Origin of the sequence: uncultured Nostoc sp. (assembly GCF_964245575.1) — a bacterium.
Taxonomy (GTDB): Bacteria; Cyanobacteriota; Cyanobacteriia; order Cyanobacteriales; family Nostocaceae; genus Nostoc.
Genome location: NZ_CAXTNP010000126.1, coordinates 1 through 15,892 on the forward strand (window position 1 = coordinate 1; position 15,892 = coordinate 15,892).

Sequence of the window (15,892 nt, forward strand, 5' to 3'; positions counted from 1 at the left end):
ACGACTTTGAAGTACCTCAAAACGACTTTGAAGTACCTCAAAACGACTTCGAGGTATCTGTTTCTAACAGGACTTACGCAAAAATCGCCAAAAACCTTAATTTATCGAACCACCTTCGCGCAGCGTCTCGTAGAGAAGACGCCAAGAGCGCCGAGAATTCGTAGAGTGTGCGTAAGTCCTATCTAAGATACAAGGTTGGGGAGCCACTGCGCCCTTGCGGTTTCCCGACTTGTTCGCTTTTAGCGTTCCCGCAGGGTAGCAAGTGGCGTTTGAGGAATGTAGCAAGATCCCCGCAGGGTAACCCAACATTATCAAGGCTTTGTTGGAAAATTCTTAGAGGATGTTTGAAAAGTCGTAAAGTATACTATAAACCCCTAGTGAATGAATCCAAACGCCTGAGGATCAATCTCCAATCTAACAGTTAAAAGTTAGTAATTAAAAGTTATAAATTAAAACTCTTAACTCCTAACTTCTCACTTCTAACTCCTAACTTTCTTTGTATGCCAGAACAACAGCAGTGGACTATAGCAGCAACCGAACAACCCCCGAAGTGGTTTATCCAAGCGGTGAAACAGCATACACCCGCATCAAGTGGAATATATGCAGCACAATTGTTGTGGCAACGGGGAATTAAAGATCATCAACAATTAACAGCTTTTATTAACTATAAAGCTTATCAACCAGCGAGTCCGTTTGAGTTTGGGCAAGAAATGCACTTAGCGATCGCCCGGTTGCAACAAGCATATAACACCAAAGAAAAAATTGCCATCTGGGGAGACTTTGATGCTGATGGGATTACCGCCACATCTGTACTTTGGGATGGATTGGGGCAATTTTTTAAACAAAATACTCAGTTAATTTACTACATTCCCAATCGCCTCACAGAATCTCACGGACTTAATAATCAAGGGATTGATAATTTAGCAAAACAAGGTTGCAAATTAATTGTTACTTGCGACACAGGCAGCACAAATATTGAGGAAATTATCTACGCTAAACAACTAGGCATAGATGTAATAGTTACAGACCATCACACCTTACCCGCCGAACGTCCACGCGTCGCAGCAATTATTAATCCTCGTTATTTGCCCAGAGAACATCAGCTGTTCAATCTTTCTGGGGTAGCGGTAGCTTATAAGTTGGTGGAAGCATTATATCAAAGTCTGCCTAATATTGCAAAACATCCGTTAGAGGATTTATTAGATTTAGTAGCAGTAGGATTAATTGCCGACTTGGTGCAGTTAAGTGGAGATTGTCGCTATTTAGCACAGTTGGGAATTCAACGACTGCAAGCAGATTTTCAACAGCCAGCCGCAACGCGTCGGCGTCCGGGGGTGGGGCGATTATTAGAATTGTGCCAAAAAAGTGGCGATCGCCCCACAGATATTTCCTTTGGTTTGGGCCCAAGAATTAACGCCGTCAGCCGCATCCAAGGCGATGCCAGTTTTTGCGTTGAATTATTAACTAGTCGAGATGCCAAACGTTGTCACGAACTAGCCGAAGTTACAGAACTCGCAAACACCCGCCGCAAATCTTTACAAAAAGATGTACAAGCGCAAGTAGCACAAAAACTTACTCAATTAGACTTATCAACCACCAGCGTCATCGTCCTAGAAGATGCCCAATGGCCTGCGGGTGTCTTGGGCTTAGTTGCTGGACAAGTAGCACAAGAAACAGGTCGCCCAACGATTTTGTTGAGTACAGAAGGGAGTGGGGAATCGGGAGTGGGGAGTGGAGAAGATTGGGCCCCTACTCCCCTAGCCCGTGGTTCCGCCCGTTCGGTGAATTCCGTCGATTTATACCAACTGGTGAAAGACCAAGCACATTTGTTACATCGGTTTGGGGGACATCCCTTTGCAGCAGGTTTGAGTTTGTTGGTGGAGAACATTCCTTTATTTACAGCAGCGATTAATCAGCAGTTGCGGCAATCTTTAGGTAGTACGACTTTAACGCCTACCGTGCAAGCAGACTTGACGGTAACAGTAGCAGACTTGGGAAAAGAGTTATTTTTGGAACTCAAACTGCTAGAACCTTGTGGAATGGGTAACCCTGTTCCGAAATTGTTAATTCAAAACTGCTGGTTTGAAAATTCTTGGCATCGCAATCAGCAGGATTGGCAAGGGAAAAAGGTACAGTACATTAAAACAGAGTTTGATATTCGGGATGATTCCAGCAGAAGCGCTTTTCCTGGTATATGGTGGGGACACTACAAAGATGAGTTGCCCATAGGAAGGTGTGATTGCATAGCAGAACTAGACTACAACACCTTTAAAAAACGTTATGAAATCAGATTAATTGCTGTACGTCCCAGTGTTAACTCAGCACTGAACACTCGGAATGGGCTAAACGCCCCGCTATCGCTAACACCACTCATCTTAGACTTACGGAATCAGGAACACTTAGCACTTAACACTCACGACTCAGCACTGATTATCGAAGATTGTCCCACAAACTGGGATGATTTACGCGCGTGGTTGCGGCGATGTCTAACGATAAGCAGCTCTACGTCTACGCTTGACAATCAGCAACAACTAGCGATCGCTTGGTCTAAACCCAACCTCCAACCACCCAATCAAATTTGGCTGACTCTTGTAGGAATTGCCAAATATCTCAGTCGCACAAATCAACTAGTTACCCGCGTCCAACTTTTAGAGAAAATCGGCATCACCGACCAAACCTTACTTGTAGGAATCAAAGCTTTAAAATTTTTAGGGTTCACAGTTAAACGACAAGACCGTTATTTGCAAATCACCTGGTATCCAACCGATAATGCAGAAAACTTGGCTGAGGGAGCAGTGGAACGATTTTTAGCTGCTGTCAGAGAAGAACAATTTCAGCGACAATATTTTGCTGAAGTGCCTTTATCTACTATTGTGGCGATCGCAAGTTCCGACAATTACATGGGTACAAACCTTTAAAAAGTAAAGCCTGTATTCATTACTGAATCAGGCTTTTAAGATTTTTTATTAAATTTGCACAGAGAACTTCAGTTTAATCACTGAATAGTGAATCCTTCCGGTCTGATAGCATCTTCCAAATCAACCCCCATCAGGTTAACCCCCTGCATGTTTGCATTTGTGAGATTTGTCTTTTCCAAGTCTGCGCCCTGTAGGTTAGCTGCTTGCAGGTTTGCTCCCAGCAAGTTGGCTTTCTCTAGGTCTGCATCAAATAGGTTTGCGCCTAACAAATTTGCTCCCAAAAGGTTTACCTTGCCTAAATCTGCTCCTTGAAAGTTTGCCCTTTGTAAGTTTGTTTGCTGCAAGTTAGCCCTTTCTAAGTCTGCATTTTGTAAGTTAGCACCCTCCAAGTTTGCTGCTTGCAAGTTTGCGTCCTTTAGCATTGCTCCAGTTAAATTACATCCGACACATTCATTGGTTTGTAATAAATGTCTAACGTTTTCTGCTACAGACACTATTGGGGATACAACCGGAGATATTACTGGGGAAGTTACAGGCTCCATTGGCGATGTAACAGGAGGCATTACTGGGCCTAGTGTAGGTATGGATGGTGTTAGTGTTTGAGCTTTAACTGCTTGCTGGTCAAGGAGAGAAAATCCTACTACAAGTACCAGAAATACTGCTGTTACGATCCACTGAGTTAATTTTTTTGGATTTGGTTTATTCATTAGTTCCTTGCGATCATGATTCGTAGTGGTGAGCTTGCTTTTATAAGAGCCATCAATAATCTGCTTTATTCTCAATTTAGATAAATTAATTGATAACATCAAATATTATTTGAATTCAAATTGATAAATAAAAGTGATTAATAAGTTTTTTTGCATGGGAAACGATAAGCTGATTTTTTGGTTATGGACATAGCATCCATCAATAATTTTCAGTAGCTAATTGCGTAGATGCATAGTAACTTGTCGTCAGACATCGTATCCCCAGATAACAAGTTTTCAGATTAGGTGCCGCAGCTATGCCCGTCGTAGACATCGCGCAAAGCGCCTACTGTAGGCGATCGGCTCATGCCTAATTCGAAAGCATTGCCAGACTAGGTAAAAGTCGATATGATTCACTTTTAATTAAGATAGAGAGTCCCAAGTAAATTAAGACAAATGGGAAGACTTTTCGACCATAGCGAGTTAAAACCGGAGTCATCAGAGGATTACGAGTCAGGTTGTAAGAGAGTAAGCACCACGCCCCAACACTGAAATAGCAAGCACACAGAATTACACCCAAACTTGGAAGATTGCTACTGGCAAACAAGGGTACATAGATCCCAATGTTGTTTCCTCCATTGGCAATGGTGACAGCGGAAACGCGGTAAGTTTGAGGATCGCGGATGGTTGCCAATACTGATTTCTTCTGACGTTCAGATTTGGCAGGAGTTAAGTCAACTGACACCGCTTGCACTGTCTGTGTTTCCTCTTCTCGACTGATGAAATTACTAATACCAATGGCGATGGGAAGCAAACCTAGCAAACCAATCCAGGTGCTTGGAATAATCAGACCGCCGAAGAAACCAGGGAGACTAGCACATACTAAAGTAGTGAATCCAAGAAATTCACCGAGAACAATATGCTTAGGACGAAAGCTGCGATTGACTTTTCCGAAGAAAGCTGTCAAGTATAAATTGTCGTCAAAGGTGGTTGCAAAAGCGGTAGAGATTCCAATAATTAATGTACTAATTAGCCAACTCATAATTTTTGCTCACGATAATTCAATGCTGTTTGTCTTAGTCCTTCTCTGCTTCTGGCAATGAGGGCAGTTCAGGAGATTTTGTGAGTGTTTTTCCTAACGACAACCGATCTTCGCTAGTCATCAGCCAGTTCCCCAGTTTTTAGAGGCGATTGCCTCCAATCAAATTGGTGTTTTTTTCCTCAGCAAGGTACCTTGGGAGCTCATGAAGTCAATATTATGGCTTTCATCCAAATAAGAGCAAATACTCTTGTTTTTTAAAATGATAAATAAAAGTGATTAATAACTTTAGGGACTACAAAAAAAAATAAATCACCCAAAAATGATTAAATAAAGCTGCATAACCTAGATAAGAATGATAATCAGAGAAAAAGTAGAGGAAGCAGTCCCCAAGGGGATTATTTGGTAGTCCCTTATATTCGACAGGCTCGCAATGCCGTCTGAACAACCTCTAGGAGTTGGGCGCGACTGGCTCCACTCGCTGCTTGGACGGACATCCCAAAGTTGACAGTTACGACAAAGCGAGCAAGGGTAGCAGGATCAGTATCAGACGGCAAGTCACCTTCTGATAAAGCACGCTCGAAGCGATCGCGTATTGCAATCTCGCTTAACACTTGGCGTTGTGCCAATTCTTGATGGAGCGGATCGTCCGGATCTCCACATGAAAGCATACTCAGTGCAAAGAGACATCTTGACGGATTGCACGGATTAGTTACCAAGTCAACAACGCTAGACATCATCCGCTCGATGACTCTACGTGCGGTTGGCTCCTCAAGTGCCTCACGAAGGTAGGCTGTTTGCCTATCACTATAGCGATCAAGCACCTTGCGGAATAAAGTTTCCTTATTGCCAAAGGTAGCATAGAGGCTCGGACGGTTAATACCCATCGCCTCAGTTAGATCCGTAAGGGATGTTCCCAGATAGCCCTTGCGCCAGAACATCTGCAAAGCTTGCTCTAAAGCTTCGTCGATATCAAAAGCACGAGGACGTCCCTGTACTCTATGAGACTTTCTCCTTTCCATACCTTTAAGTATAAAACTTCCTTGACAGCAAGATTTAATCAGGGGATACTTTTTGTACCGATTGGTAAATAAACACTGATTGGCAACTATTATGCCCAGTAGAGCAAATTATGGGAAAAACACTCGCAGGAAAAGTTGCATTGGTTACGGGCGGTTCACGCGGTCTAGGGGCAGCGATCGCTAAACGTCTCGCCCAAGATGGCGCAGCAGTCGCCCTCACCTACACTAGTTCGCCCCAAAAAGCCGACGAGGTGGTGCTTGCGATCGAAGCGGCAGGTGGAAAAGCCTTGGCGCTTGCCGCTGACAGTGCTGATGTTGAAGCGGTGAAACACGCCGTCGCCGAGACAGTCAACACTTTAGGTCGCCTCGACATCCTCGTAAACAACGCCGGAGTTATCGCTTTTGGTTTAATCGACCAGTTCTCGATGGATCAGTTTGACCGACTCGTCGCGGTGAACATCAAGGGCGTTTTCGTGGCAACTCAGGAGGCGATTCGCCATATGGGTGAGGGTGGACGGATCATCATGATTGGCAGCGTCAGCAGTGATTCCACCGCTTTTGCTGGGGTCTCGGTCTATGCGTTGACTAAGGGAGCGATCGCCAGCTTTACCCGTGGTCTCGCCCGCGATCTTGCACCTCGCGGCATCACTGTCAACAACATTCAACCTGGCCCGATTGAGACTGATATGAACCCGGCAGAAGGGGACTTTGCCGATGGGCTGAAAAAGATAACTGCCCTCGGTCGCTACGGACAGAGCGATGAGGTTGCTGGCTTGGTTTCCTATCTCGCCAGTCCTGAAGCTGCCTTTGTCACTGGTGCCAACCTGAAGATTGATGGTGGCTTTACAGCTTGAACGATATGTAATCTAGACTTGCTAGTCCCTAAACCTGATTCAAAAAAAACATCACTATGTCACAGAAGCTTTCAGAAAAAATCGCGCTGATTACAGGTGGCACCAGCGGCATCGGTCTTGCTACTGCCAAGCGATTCGTCGCCGAAGGTGCATATGTCTTCATCACGGGTCGTCGTCAAAGTGAACTTGATGCCGCCGTCAAAGAGATCGATAAAAACGTCATGGGCGTTCAGAGCGATGCCTCAAATCTAGCAGACCTTGATCGCCTTTACGCGACGATTGAGCAAGAGAAAGGTCGCCTTGATATCATCTTCGCCAATGCTGGAGGTGGGGAACTTGTCCCGCTCGGATCGATTACCGAAGAACACTTCGACAAAACCTTCAACACCAACGTCAAAGGTCTGCTTTTCACCGTGCAGAAGGCATTGCCTTTGTTGCCAGAGGGGGCTTCGATTATCCTCAATGCTTCGATTACTTCTATCAAGGGCACCCCAGCGTTCAGCGTTTACAGCGCCACCAAAGCCGCCGTGCGCTCGTTTGCCCGGAACTGGACACTCGACCTCAAAGAGCGCAAGATTCGTGTCAATGCCATCAGCCCTGGTGTCGTGCCTACTCCTGGCTACAATCTCATCGGACTGAGCGAGGAGCAGGTGCAGGGATTTATAGCAAGTCAGGCTGACAATATCCCCCTTGGGCGGGTGGGCACGCCAGACGAGATTGCTAAAGCTGTCGTCTTCCTTGCATCCGATGACAGCAGCTTTGTCAATGGCATCGAACTCTTCGTCGATGGGGGCATGGCGCAGATTTGAAGCCTCGCCAAAGCGGTCGGCAACCTAAGAAATAGGCTGTTTCTAGTCCACTTCATGCTCAACTCAAATAACTCGAGGAAATGCACAGGGAGATGGTGAATGACATTCCCCTGGGGCGGGTGGGAATCCCGGATGAAGTGGCAAAAGCGCTTTCCTTGCTGGCTTCAGATGACAGCAGCTACATTACGGGCATTGAATTTTTTGTCGATGGCAGTGTGGCACAAATCTGAATGGGTTAAAACTTACGCAATAACTCTCTGAAACCTTATTCCTTTAGGCATCGCTTCATTAGCTTAGAACCTGATTCCGCACCCTTTGGACACACTCCAAGGGATTGCTCCAGAAGAACGTTTACTGGGATAATTTTAGAGCTATGTGTCTTTTCCCGGATGTTGCTGCTTAAGACCTTACTGCTGAAGTTATGCTGTGCCGACAAGCTCTAACCACGAATAAGGAGATAAAAAGATGAGCATGATCACAACTAAAGATGACACGCAAATTTATTACAAAGACTGGGGCACAGGACAACCTGTCGTCTTCAGTCATGGCTGGCCGCTTAATGCTGATGCCTGGGACGAGCAACTGGTTTTCTTGGCAGACAATGGTTATCGCGCGATCGCCCATGACCGTCGCGGACATGGGCGGTCAAGCCAGCCCTGGAACGGTAATGAAATGGATAGGTACGCCGACGATCTCGCGGCGCTCATTGAGACACTGGATCTCAAAGATGTAGTCCTAGTCGGTCACTCGACAGGCGGCGGCGAAATCACCCGCTATATCGGTCGCCACGGCACGAGACGCGTTGTCAAAGCCGTACTAGTCGGCGCAGTGCCACCGCTGATGCTAAAGACCGAAGCTAATCCTGGCGGACTGCCAATCGAAGTCTTTGACAACATCCGCGCGGGTGTTGCTAATGATCGTTCCCAGTTTTACAAAGACCTCAGCGAGTCATTCTACGGTGCCAACAGACCAGGTGCTAAAGTCTCCCAAGGTCTCCGAGAGCAGTTCTGGCTCCAGAGTATGCAAGTCGGTCTCAAAGGTGCGTTCGATTGCATTAAGGCGTTCTCGGAAACGGACTTCACCGAAGACCTCAAAAAGTTCGATGTGCCGACGCTGATCATTCACGGTGACGACGACCAAATTGTGCCGATCAATAACTCAGCTCTTCTCTCCTCAAAGATTGTCAAGGACTCAACTCTGAAGGTCTATCCGAGCGCACCTCATGGACTGACCAGCACACATCGGGATCAATTTAACACTGACCTGCTGGCATTCCTCAAGACCTGAATTCGCTTTGCCAGTGCCGCTAACAAATCGTTATAAAAGGACTGACAAAGAATAAATTACCCACAAAAATTAAGAGTTCAAACTTAAACAGTAATAATAATTATTCAGGACTTAGGCAAAAATTGCTAAAAAGCTTAATTTGTCGTAGACACGTAGTGGGTTGCCGCAGGCTACCGCCATCTCTGCGAGAGGCTGACACCAACGCGCAGCGTCTGGTAGAGAAGAATTCGTAGAGTCTGCGTAAGTCCTATTATTATGAGGGTGAGAGAAAAGGCAGCTTGTTGTAAATATCGCGAAAGTGCTTACTTTATTAAAGTGAAACGGTATGACATCTTAAATGTGGTAAAAATCTTCGTTTTAAAAATGTCATTACATAGAAATTGGCGGGATGGAGGTCTAACAGGGGCTGTAGCACTGTTAAACCGCATAGGAAAGAGTAGCAGTTGGTGACACCTCATACTGAGTTAGGATCTGAGAAGTTTAAGAGCGATCGCTCCTATTGAAGAGATGGTAAGTGGTTTTGTGTTGGTAAAATTTAAGATATTCTTGACGGCTAGCGTTCAACATCGGTTAATATGACTAATTGCGCCCTGGGTTAAGTTTTAAAATTTACAGTAATATTTGATGTTTAACTTGTAATTATGCTAACCAGTGTTGACCGTTTATTATTTGTCCGGCGAGTCCCAATTTTTAAGGAATTGCGGGATGATTTTATTGTACGGCTCACTTCAGTAATGAACGAATTGTCATTTCCAGCTAATTACACCATTTTTCGCCAGGGAGAAGAAGGGCGATCGCTCTATATTGTCGTATCAGGTCGAGTTAAAGTTCACATTGGGAATAAACAGTTGGCAGAGGTGGAACAGGGAAAATACTTTGGTGAGATGGCAGTATTTGATACTCAACCTCGTTCCGCCACTGCAACGACTTTGGAACCTTGCGAATTTTTGGAACTGACCCAAGAGCAATTGTATGATGCGATCGAAGAAACTCCTGAAATTGCGGTGAATATCATTCGTGAGTTATCCCGTCTGATTCGCAGATTGAATGACGATATGAATGTAACGAATTCCCCACGGACAAATCCGGGGGCTTTTAGCAGAGAGTGAGAAATAGCAGTTTGGTTCCTGTGCAGGTTCCAAAACACTACTAATGAGACTTAGACAAAAATTAAGCCCAAATTAGCTTTAATAAGCAACAAATACGCACGGTTAAAGGTCAACCAGTCAAAAAATCGAAAGGACATAGCTGTTCTAAAGGCATCTATTGCTTCAGTAAATGTGTTTAAAGATTTGTTCGCCCATCTACGTCTTAAGCCCCCTGTTAGTTGATGCCAACTGACTGCGATGTTCACATGAGTGTGGATGGTAACTGTGGGACTTGCTACCACAAGCTTTCCCACTGATTACAGAAATCATCTACGTCACAGAAGATTTGTGTAATATCAAGGCAAGATACAATCTTAGATATAGTCGAGACTCAATTTTTCTTAGATATTTTTAGTCTCGGCGTTTTTTTGTGACTTTTTTGCCGATTCTGCATAAATCTTCGGCATCACTATACCTGCCCAATTTCTTAAATTCATATCTAGCAAGCTTTTTGTCCTTTTCTAACAGTCGAACTCAGGTTAATGTATAGCAACTTATTAAGAACATTATCGACAGAACACCTTATTGGGGTAGGATTACAGTCGTTTATTTCAACACTTTTAGCAGATGGATGTGAAATTAAGATGAATACTACTCAAGAAGAAGCGACAACTTCTTGTTATGAGAGGTTAGAACGTTCTAAACCTATAGAAACTCCAGACTCATTCAGCAAATTTAATAAATGGAATGATAGATGTATGTTTAGCAATATACTTGATAGAGGTCAAGAACATTTTATTTTGGATGACATGAAATTGATATTAGTCAAGTTCGCTGATAACCAATTTCAAGGAACCTTGTCCTATTACATTACTTCCAAAGGTTGGAGAACAGGAACAACCCAAATGCCGGGAATACGGATAGTTCTAAAGAGCTGTAAGGGAATCGGTTTTGCCAACTGGTCTATTGATGATATTCAGGTAAGTTGTAGAGATAATCATCAGTATCGAGAACATCAGACAATTTTCAATCTTTATACTTTTGAAAACCTTTTTAAAGCTGAAAGAGATATTAATAATGGCAGTGTTTACAAATGTTAGCAAATTTATCGCTAGTCGGCGTAAAAGTACTGGATCTGATCTCAGAGGATGTTTGAAAAGTCCTCTTATGGGTATCAAAAGTTTTAGATTCTTCTAAATCCATGCCACGTGCAACAAGAGTGGCTCGCCGCCCAACGCAGTGGCTCCCTGATAAATTGGGGGACTTTGATTCTGGTTTCCCCCTTTTTAAGAGGTTAGGGGGGATCTAAAAGTGCCTAAAGAAGATTATAAAAAAATGGGTTTTAGTTCACAAGAAGAATATGAAGAGTATATGGCAGTTTCAGAATTTATTGACTGAGACGATTTTTTTTCCATTGGTTATTCTCATGTAAGTTATGAACAATACATTTCTGCTTATGAATAATAAAAACTTTTAATACTCATCTGAGACTTCACCTACTAACTTTTACATTGTTTAATAAACCGTTGTGGTATCTCTCCACTTTCTCCCCAATGCAGATGAACATAAGAAGCATGAACATTAGCAGGTAAACCCCATCCCTCGCATCCCATATTTTCCTCACAATCGTAGCGAGAAGTTTCAAATAAAGGCTGAGTGGGAGTTAAAGTTAAATGGGAACGATGAAACTCATGTCCGTAAACAGTTGTACCTGCCTTCACTAACAGATTATCTTGCAAAGCTACTGCACGACGATAACCTAAAGTTAAACGCCCACCCATGACAGCAGATGTCGGTAAAACTCCTGCCATCGACCAAGATTTTCCCTCAAAATCGATAATTTGCTCACATAAATACATTAATCCGCCGCATTCAGCGATCGCAGGCATTCCTTGAAGAATTGCTGTTTTCACTGCATCACGAACGTTGGTATTTTCTGCTAGTTGCTGGGCAAAAACTTCTGGGAAACCTCCGCCAAAATACATTCCCTGCACATTTTTTGGTATTGCAGCATCTTCTAGAGGACTCCAGAAAACCAGTTCTGCACCAAGTTGTTGCAGCAAATCAAGATTGTCTTGGTAGTAGAAATTAAAAGCGCGATCGCGGGCTACTGCAATTCTGATGGAGGAAGGGGGATGAGAGGGATGAGACGAATCAGCCAGAGGTTCTGATTTTAACAGGGGTAATAAATGTTGCCAATCAAAACAGGTATCTCCTAAATCGGCAAGACGATTAATTAAAGAATTGAGTTCGGGAAGTTCTGCTGTTGGTACTAAACCCAAATGGCGATCGGGAATTGTGATGTTATCTTGACGCCGCAGTACGCCGAGAATGGGTAATTGTAAGGGTTCTAAGGAATCTTTGAGGAGAGATAGATGGCGATCGCTCCCCACGCGATTTAATACTACCCCAGCTATTTTAATTCGGGGATCAAAAGACTGGTAGCCGTGAGCGATCGCAGCTACAGAACCAGATAAGCGACTGCAATCAATCACCAATACCACAGGTAAATCTAAAAGCCGGGCGATGTGTGCTGTACTCGCAAAGTCAGTTGATTTTTGCTTTTCTTGCCCATGCCCAATTCCGTCAAATAATCCCATTACCCCTTCTACTAGGGCATATTCACTCAGTTGGCTATGACGGGCAAAACATTGTTGAACGTAGGCTTCAGAAGTCAGTACAGGGTCTAAATTGCGACAAGGAAGACCAGTTACGTGTTGATGAAACATCGGATCAATATAGTCTGGGCCTACTTTAAAAGATTGCACCAGGCGATCGCGACGACGTAAAGATGCTAAAAGGGTGAGCGTAACTGTTGTCTTGCCAACCCCACTACGTTCTCCAGCAATAATTACAGACATAAAAAAGTTAGGAGTTGAGAGTGAGAAGTTATGAATTATAACTCCTAACTCCTGTACAGACGCGATTAATTGCGTCTTTCCTAACTCCTAACTTTTAATTAGCCAATTTGAAAATATTTGCTGTCACTCCCAGGCTTTCTTCAAAAAGTGACTCGCGGCCCCAGCGTTGCACTTGCTGACTTAGCAATGCTTCCGCCTTTTGTTCCGAAAGTGAAGTTACCTGTTGAAATAGACCAGCAGATTGGGCACCACCGTGGGTTTCCATCCGCATACAACCACCAGTTTCTGAACAGATAACTGTACCACAGTCTGCCTGGGGATTTGTCGAACTGAGGCGCAAGGCAATCAAGTCGCCGATAATATCGCCCACATCAGCAACTGGAACTCCTGCTAACTCTGCTTCTACTTGTCGCTGCTCTTGAGCAATAAAACGGATGCGAGTGATGTCATAATCACCGCTTTCCTTTTCATAAGAAACTGGCTGCCATTGCAACCGACTTGCCAGCCAGCCCAAGAATAGCAAAGCTTGGGCGGGATTACCTTTTTCGTAATCAATGGTAACGCGGTCAATTTCTTTGAGGGCGACGCGACGGTTAGGTGAGTCGTAGGCTTCAGCTGTCAATTCCTGCCATGATGCGAGACGACGCCAGTTCAAGTCAGCTAAAGGTACACCCGTTTCTACTAACTCTTGTAGGTGGAGTAAATCACTTTCTGGGGTGTTAAAGTTGCAAGAATCTACAATGACATTATTGCAGACTGCTGCTAGGCGCTTGAATAGACCGTTGTTAGGGTCTGGTGTTGCCTTCCACCAGAGAAACTTCGGCAAGCCGCCAATTAACAATGCTGGAATCATGCCACCGATGCGTTCTAAGGCAGCAGCAGTACCACTGAGAGTGATATATTCGCAGCAGACAAGTGTCCTTGACGATTGCTTTTGGATGGGGCAATAAGCAGAAACTTGAGCTTTAACCCCTTGATCTTCGCCAGCAATGGGAAATAGTGCAATGATGCGGCAGGGGTTGCGGAGGGCAATTTCATCGGCAATTCTGGGGCTGACGCTATTATTTAAGATCCCACTGCCAGGATGTTCTCCTCCAGACCCGTTTCGCTGAACTTTAGCAAATTCTTCTCGTAATACAGTCAGAGTTTCTAGTGTTGCTGTTCCAGTTTGTGGCAGACTATGTTTTTTTTGCACTTCCCGCAATGCTGCTGCCATCTGTGGCCCTAAAATCCCATCAATTGGGCCGTTGTAAAATCCCAAAGCAGCCAACAAATATTGAGTTTCTTCTGGTTCGTAGACCACTAAAGTAAATGTTGTTGCCCTAGTAGCACTGGGAAGTCCACCATCCTGGCCAGTAATGCCGTAGCTTTGCCAAATTTGATTCAGTTCCGTATCTATTTCGTTAAGCGAAATATCTTTTGGTGCCTGGAGTGAAAAAATTGTAGAAGTTTGGGTAGGCATAGTAATTTTAAGTTGTCAGCTTTGTTTGTTGAATAAGTTAGGAATTACGAGTTAGGAGTTAGAGACGCGATTAATCGCGTCTGTACAGGAGTTAGGAAGTTAGGAGTTAGAGACGCGATTAATCGCGTCTGTACAGGAGTTGAAAGTTAAGAGTTAGTAGTTAGAGAACCGAAATTATTAACTCAAAAACTCATAAGTTATAACTCATCACTCATTACTCATAATTTATCACTCCTAACTCATCACTCCTAACTTGCTAAAGTCTGCGCCAGCGACGGCCATCCTGGTTAATTAAGAATTCTGCTTCTGCTGGTTCCCAAGTACCAGCTTCGTACTGGGGAATAGTATTTGGATCGGCGGGTGCATCCCAAACGGAAAGGGCTGGCGTTACTACCTGCCAAGCTGCTTCTACTTCGTCCGCCCGTGTGAACAATGTTTGATCGCCCATCATACAATCAAGGAATAGGCGATCGTAGGCATCGGATGTTGCTTGGATGCCAAAGGAACCATAACTAAAGTCCATATCAACGGAACGGGTGCGGAATTCTGCCCCCGGCATTTTGACATCAAAACGCAGGGAAATTCCTTCATTTGGCTGAATCCGCATCGTCAAAATGTTGGCGTTTACCTGTTGGGCGGCAGATTGGAACATCCGAGATGGAACTTCGCGGAAGTGAATCGAAATTTCACTGACTTTTTTCGGCATCCGCTTTCCGGTACGCAAGTAGAATGGAACACCTTTCCATCGCCAGTTGTCTACCAAAAACTTCATCGCTACATAGGTGGGTGTGGTGGAGTTGGCGTTAACACCTGGTTCTGTCCGATACCCTGGCGCTACTTGACCCTTCATCCAGCCAGCACTGTACTGACCACGGACTGCTGACCGCGATAGATTGTGAACATCAGCTAAACGAGTAGCTTGGAGTACCTTCACTTTTTCTGTGCGGATGCTGTCGGCATCCATTGCGTTGGGTGCTTCCATCGCGGTTAGGCAGTAAAGTTGCATTAAGTGGTTTTGCAACATATCCCGCAGTGCGCCGACGCTTTCATAGTAACCAGCTCGGTCTTCCACGCCTACGGTTTCTGCCACAGTAATTTGCACATGGTCAACAAATTGACGATTCCACAACGGTTCAAAAATCGCATTGGCAAAACGAAATACCAGCAAATTCTGGACTGTTTCTTTACCTAAGTAGTGGTCAATGCGGTATACTTGGTTTTCTTTGCAATATTTCTGTACCACTTGGTTAAGACTTTGGGCAGAAGCCAAATCCCGACCAAAGGGTTTTTCAATTACTAGACGGTGTTTGTAGGGATCTTCTAGCATCCCGGTGCTTCCTAGCTGCTTAATCGCTTCGGGAAAAAATGAGGGGGCAACGGAGAGATAGAACATGCGATTACCTCGCGTGCCCCGTTTTTCGTCTAATTCACTCAATAAGGTTTTCAGTTTCTGGTAGCCTTCGGGGTTGTCTATATCCCCAGGACTATAGAACAGACCTTGAGAGAAGTCTTGCCAAAGTTCCCCTAAATCGACATTAGGATGTGCCTCTTCCATGCCCTTCTGCATTTGTTCACGGAAGTATTCATGGCTCCATTCTCGTCGTGCTACGCCAACAATAGTAGTTTCAGGGGGAATGCGCCGTTCTCGCCGCAATTTGTAAAGTGCTGGCACAAGTTTGCGCCAGGTGAGATCACCAGAAGCGCCAAAGATAACTATAATTTGGGGTTCAGGCATCCCTTGTTGTTGCAGACCAACGCGCAAGGGATTTTCTAGCAGACTAACCATAGCAATTTTGGATTTTGAGATTGGAATTGGGAATTGGGAATTGGGAATTGGGAATTGGGAATTGGGAATTGGGAATTGGG

General features: G+C 44.5%; 13 protein-coding genes and 1 pseudogene. 7 read left to right on the forward strand and 7 right to left on the reverse strand.

The window, feature by feature from the left end:
- Nucleotides 1-500: 500 nt before the first annotated feature.
- Nucleotides 501-2,918: a single-stranded-DNA-specific exonuclease RecJ gene (gene recJ / locus ACFFAP_RS20155; RefSeq protein ID WP_375512872.1), complete on the forward strand. Its 2,418-nt coding sequence runs from the start codon at nt 501-503 to the stop codon at nt 2,916-2,918.
- 77 nt (nt 2,919-2,995) lie between these two features.
- Here recJ and ACFFAP_RS20160 read toward each other — a convergent pair whose 3' ends face one another.
- From ACFFAP_RS20160 to ACFFAP_RS20170, 3 genes are all read right to left on the reverse strand, one after another.
- Nucleotides 2,996-3,625, reverse strand: coding sequence for a pentapeptide repeat-containing protein (locus ACFFAP_RS20160; RefSeq protein WP_375512873.1), 630 nt, complete (start codon nt 3,623-3,625; stop codon nt 2,996-2,998).
- Between the two features lie 349 nt (nt 3,626-3,974).
- Entirely contained in the window at nt 3,975-4,646 is a 672-nt protein-coding gene (locus ACFFAP_RS20165; protein ID WP_375512874.1) for a cadmium resistance transporter, read from the reverse strand.
- A 410-nt stretch (nt 4,647-5,056) separates the two neighbouring features.
- Nucleotides 5,057-5,665: a TetR/AcrR family transcriptional regulator gene (locus ACFFAP_RS20170; protein ID WP_375512875.1), complete on the reverse strand. Its 609-nt coding sequence runs from the start codon at nt 5,663-5,665 to the stop codon at nt 5,057-5,059.
- 110 nt (nt 5,666-5,775) lie between these two features.
- On the opposite strand from ACFFAP_RS20170, the gene ACFFAP_RS20175 reads away from it, so the two are divergent.
- From ACFFAP_RS20175 to ACFFAP_RS20195, 5 genes are all read left to right on the forward strand, one after another.
- Nucleotides 5,776-6,519 carry a 3-oxoacyl-ACP reductase family protein gene (locus ACFFAP_RS20175; RefSeq protein ID WP_375512876.1) on the forward strand — a complete coding sequence of 248 codons (744 nt, stop codon included), beginning with the start codon at nt 5,776-5,778 and terminating at the stop codon, nt 6,517-6,519.
- 56 nt (nt 6,520-6,575) lie between these two features.
- Nucleotides 6,576-7,328 (forward strand): SDR family oxidoreductase, encoded by a 753-nt coding sequence (locus ACFFAP_RS20180; RefSeq protein WP_375512877.1) that lies wholly within the window; start codon nt 6,576-6,578, stop codon nt 7,326-7,328.
- 80 nt (nt 7,329-7,408) lie between these two features.
- Nucleotides 7,409-7,558, forward strand: a complete 150-nt coding sequence (locus ACFFAP_RS20185; protein WP_375512878.1) for an SDR family oxidoreductase — start codon at nt 7,409-7,411, stop codon at nt 7,556-7,558.
- Between the two features lie 235 nt (nt 7,559-7,793).
- On the forward strand, nt 7,794-8,615 hold the full coding sequence (locus ACFFAP_RS20190) for an alpha/beta fold hydrolase (protein ID WP_273761983.1): 822 nt from the start codon (nt 7,794-7,796) through the stop codon (nt 8,613-8,615).
- Nucleotides 8,616-9,256: 641 nt separating this feature from the next.
- Nucleotides 9,257-9,724 carry a Crp/Fnr family transcriptional regulator gene (locus tag ACFFAP_RS20195; RefSeq protein ID WP_273761982.1) on the forward strand — a complete coding sequence of 156 codons (468 nt, stop codon included), beginning with the start codon at nt 9,257-9,259 and terminating at the stop codon, nt 9,722-9,724.
- 50 nt (nt 9,725-9,774) lie between these two features.
- On the opposite strand, the pseudogene ACFFAP_RS20200 reads toward ACFFAP_RS20195, so the two are convergent.
- Nucleotides 9,775-9,957 (reverse strand): annotated as a pseudogene (locus ACFFAP_RS20200) (IS701 family transposase); the annotation flags it as partial.
- A 390-nt stretch (nt 9,958-10,347) separates the two neighbouring features.
- Between ACFFAP_RS20200 and ACFFAP_RS20205 the strand changes: the two are divergent.
- On the forward strand, nt 10,348-10,803 hold the full coding sequence (locus tag ACFFAP_RS20205) for a hypothetical protein (RefSeq protein ID WP_375512879.1): 456 nt from the start codon (nt 10,348-10,350) through the stop codon (nt 10,801-10,803).
- A gap of 399 nt (nt 10,804-11,202) precedes the next feature.
- Here ACFFAP_RS20205 and ACFFAP_RS20210 read toward each other — a convergent pair whose 3' ends face one another.
- From ACFFAP_RS20210 to zwf, 3 genes are all read right to left on the reverse strand, one after another.
- Nucleotides 11,203-12,564, reverse strand: a complete 1,362-nt coding sequence (locus ACFFAP_RS20210) for a cobyrinate a,c-diamide synthase (protein WP_375512880.1) — start codon at nt 12,562-12,564, stop codon at nt 11,203-11,205.
- A 94-nt stretch (nt 12,565-12,658) separates the two neighbouring features.
- Entirely contained in the window at nt 12,659-14,026 is a 1,368-nt protein-coding gene (gene opcA, locus ACFFAP_RS20215; RefSeq protein WP_375512881.1) for a glucose-6-phosphate dehydrogenase assembly protein OpcA, read from the reverse strand.
- Nucleotides 14,027-14,282: 256 nt separating this feature from the next.
- Nucleotides 14,283-15,812 carry a glucose-6-phosphate dehydrogenase gene (gene zwf, locus ACFFAP_RS20220; RefSeq protein WP_375512887.1) on the reverse strand — a complete coding sequence of 510 codons (1,530 nt, stop codon included), beginning with the start codon at nt 15,810-15,812 and terminating at the stop codon, nt 14,283-14,285.
- Nucleotides 15,813-15,892: the final 80 nt, after the last annotated feature.

Coding starts and splice junctions, on each gene's coding strand:
- recJ (WP_375512872.1), top strand. CDS start 501: ATGCCAGAACAACAGCAGTGGACTATAGCAGCAACCGAACAACCCCCG.
- ACFFAP_RS20160 (WP_375512873.1), bottom strand. CDS start 3,625: ATGAATAAACCAAATCCAAAAAAATTAACTCAGTGGATCGTAACAGCA.
- ACFFAP_RS20165 (WP_375512874.1), bottom strand. CDS start 4,646: ATGAGTTGGCTAATTAGTACATTAATTATTGGAATCTCTACCGCTTTT.
- ACFFAP_RS20170 (WP_375512875.1), bottom strand. CDS start 5,665: ATGGAAAGGAGAAAGTCTCATAGAGTACAGGGACGTCCTCGTGCTTTT.
- ACFFAP_RS20175 (WP_375512876.1), top strand. CDS start 5,776: ATGGGAAAAACACTCGCAGGAAAAGTTGCATTGGTTACGGGCGGTTCA.
- ACFFAP_RS20180 (WP_375512877.1), top strand. CDS start 6,576: ATGTCACAGAAGCTTTCAGAAAAAATCGCGCTGATTACAGGTGGCACC.
- ACFFAP_RS20185 (WP_375512878.1), top strand. CDS start 7,409: ATGCACAGGGAGATGGTGAATGACATTCCCCTGGGGCGGGTGGGAATC.
- ACFFAP_RS20190 (WP_273761983.1), top strand. CDS start 7,794: ATGAGCATGATCACAACTAAAGATGACACGCAAATTTATTACAAAGAC.
- ACFFAP_RS20195 (WP_273761982.1), top strand. CDS start 9,257: ATGCTAACCAGTGTTGACCGTTTATTATTTGTCCGGCGAGTCCCAATT.
- ACFFAP_RS20205 (WP_375512879.1), top strand. CDS start 10,348: ATGAATACTACTCAAGAAGAAGCGACAACTTCTTGTTATGAGAGGTTA.
- ACFFAP_RS20210 (WP_375512880.1), bottom strand. CDS start 12,564: ATGTCTGTAATTATTGCTGGAGAACGTAGTGGGGTTGGCAAGACAACA.
- opcA (WP_375512881.1), bottom strand. CDS start 14,026: ATGCCTACCCAAACTTCTACAATTTTTTCACTCCAGGCACCAAAAGAT.
- zwf (WP_375512887.1), bottom strand. CDS start 15,812: ATGGTTAGTCTGCTAGAAAATCCCTTGCGCGTTGGTCTGCAACAACAA.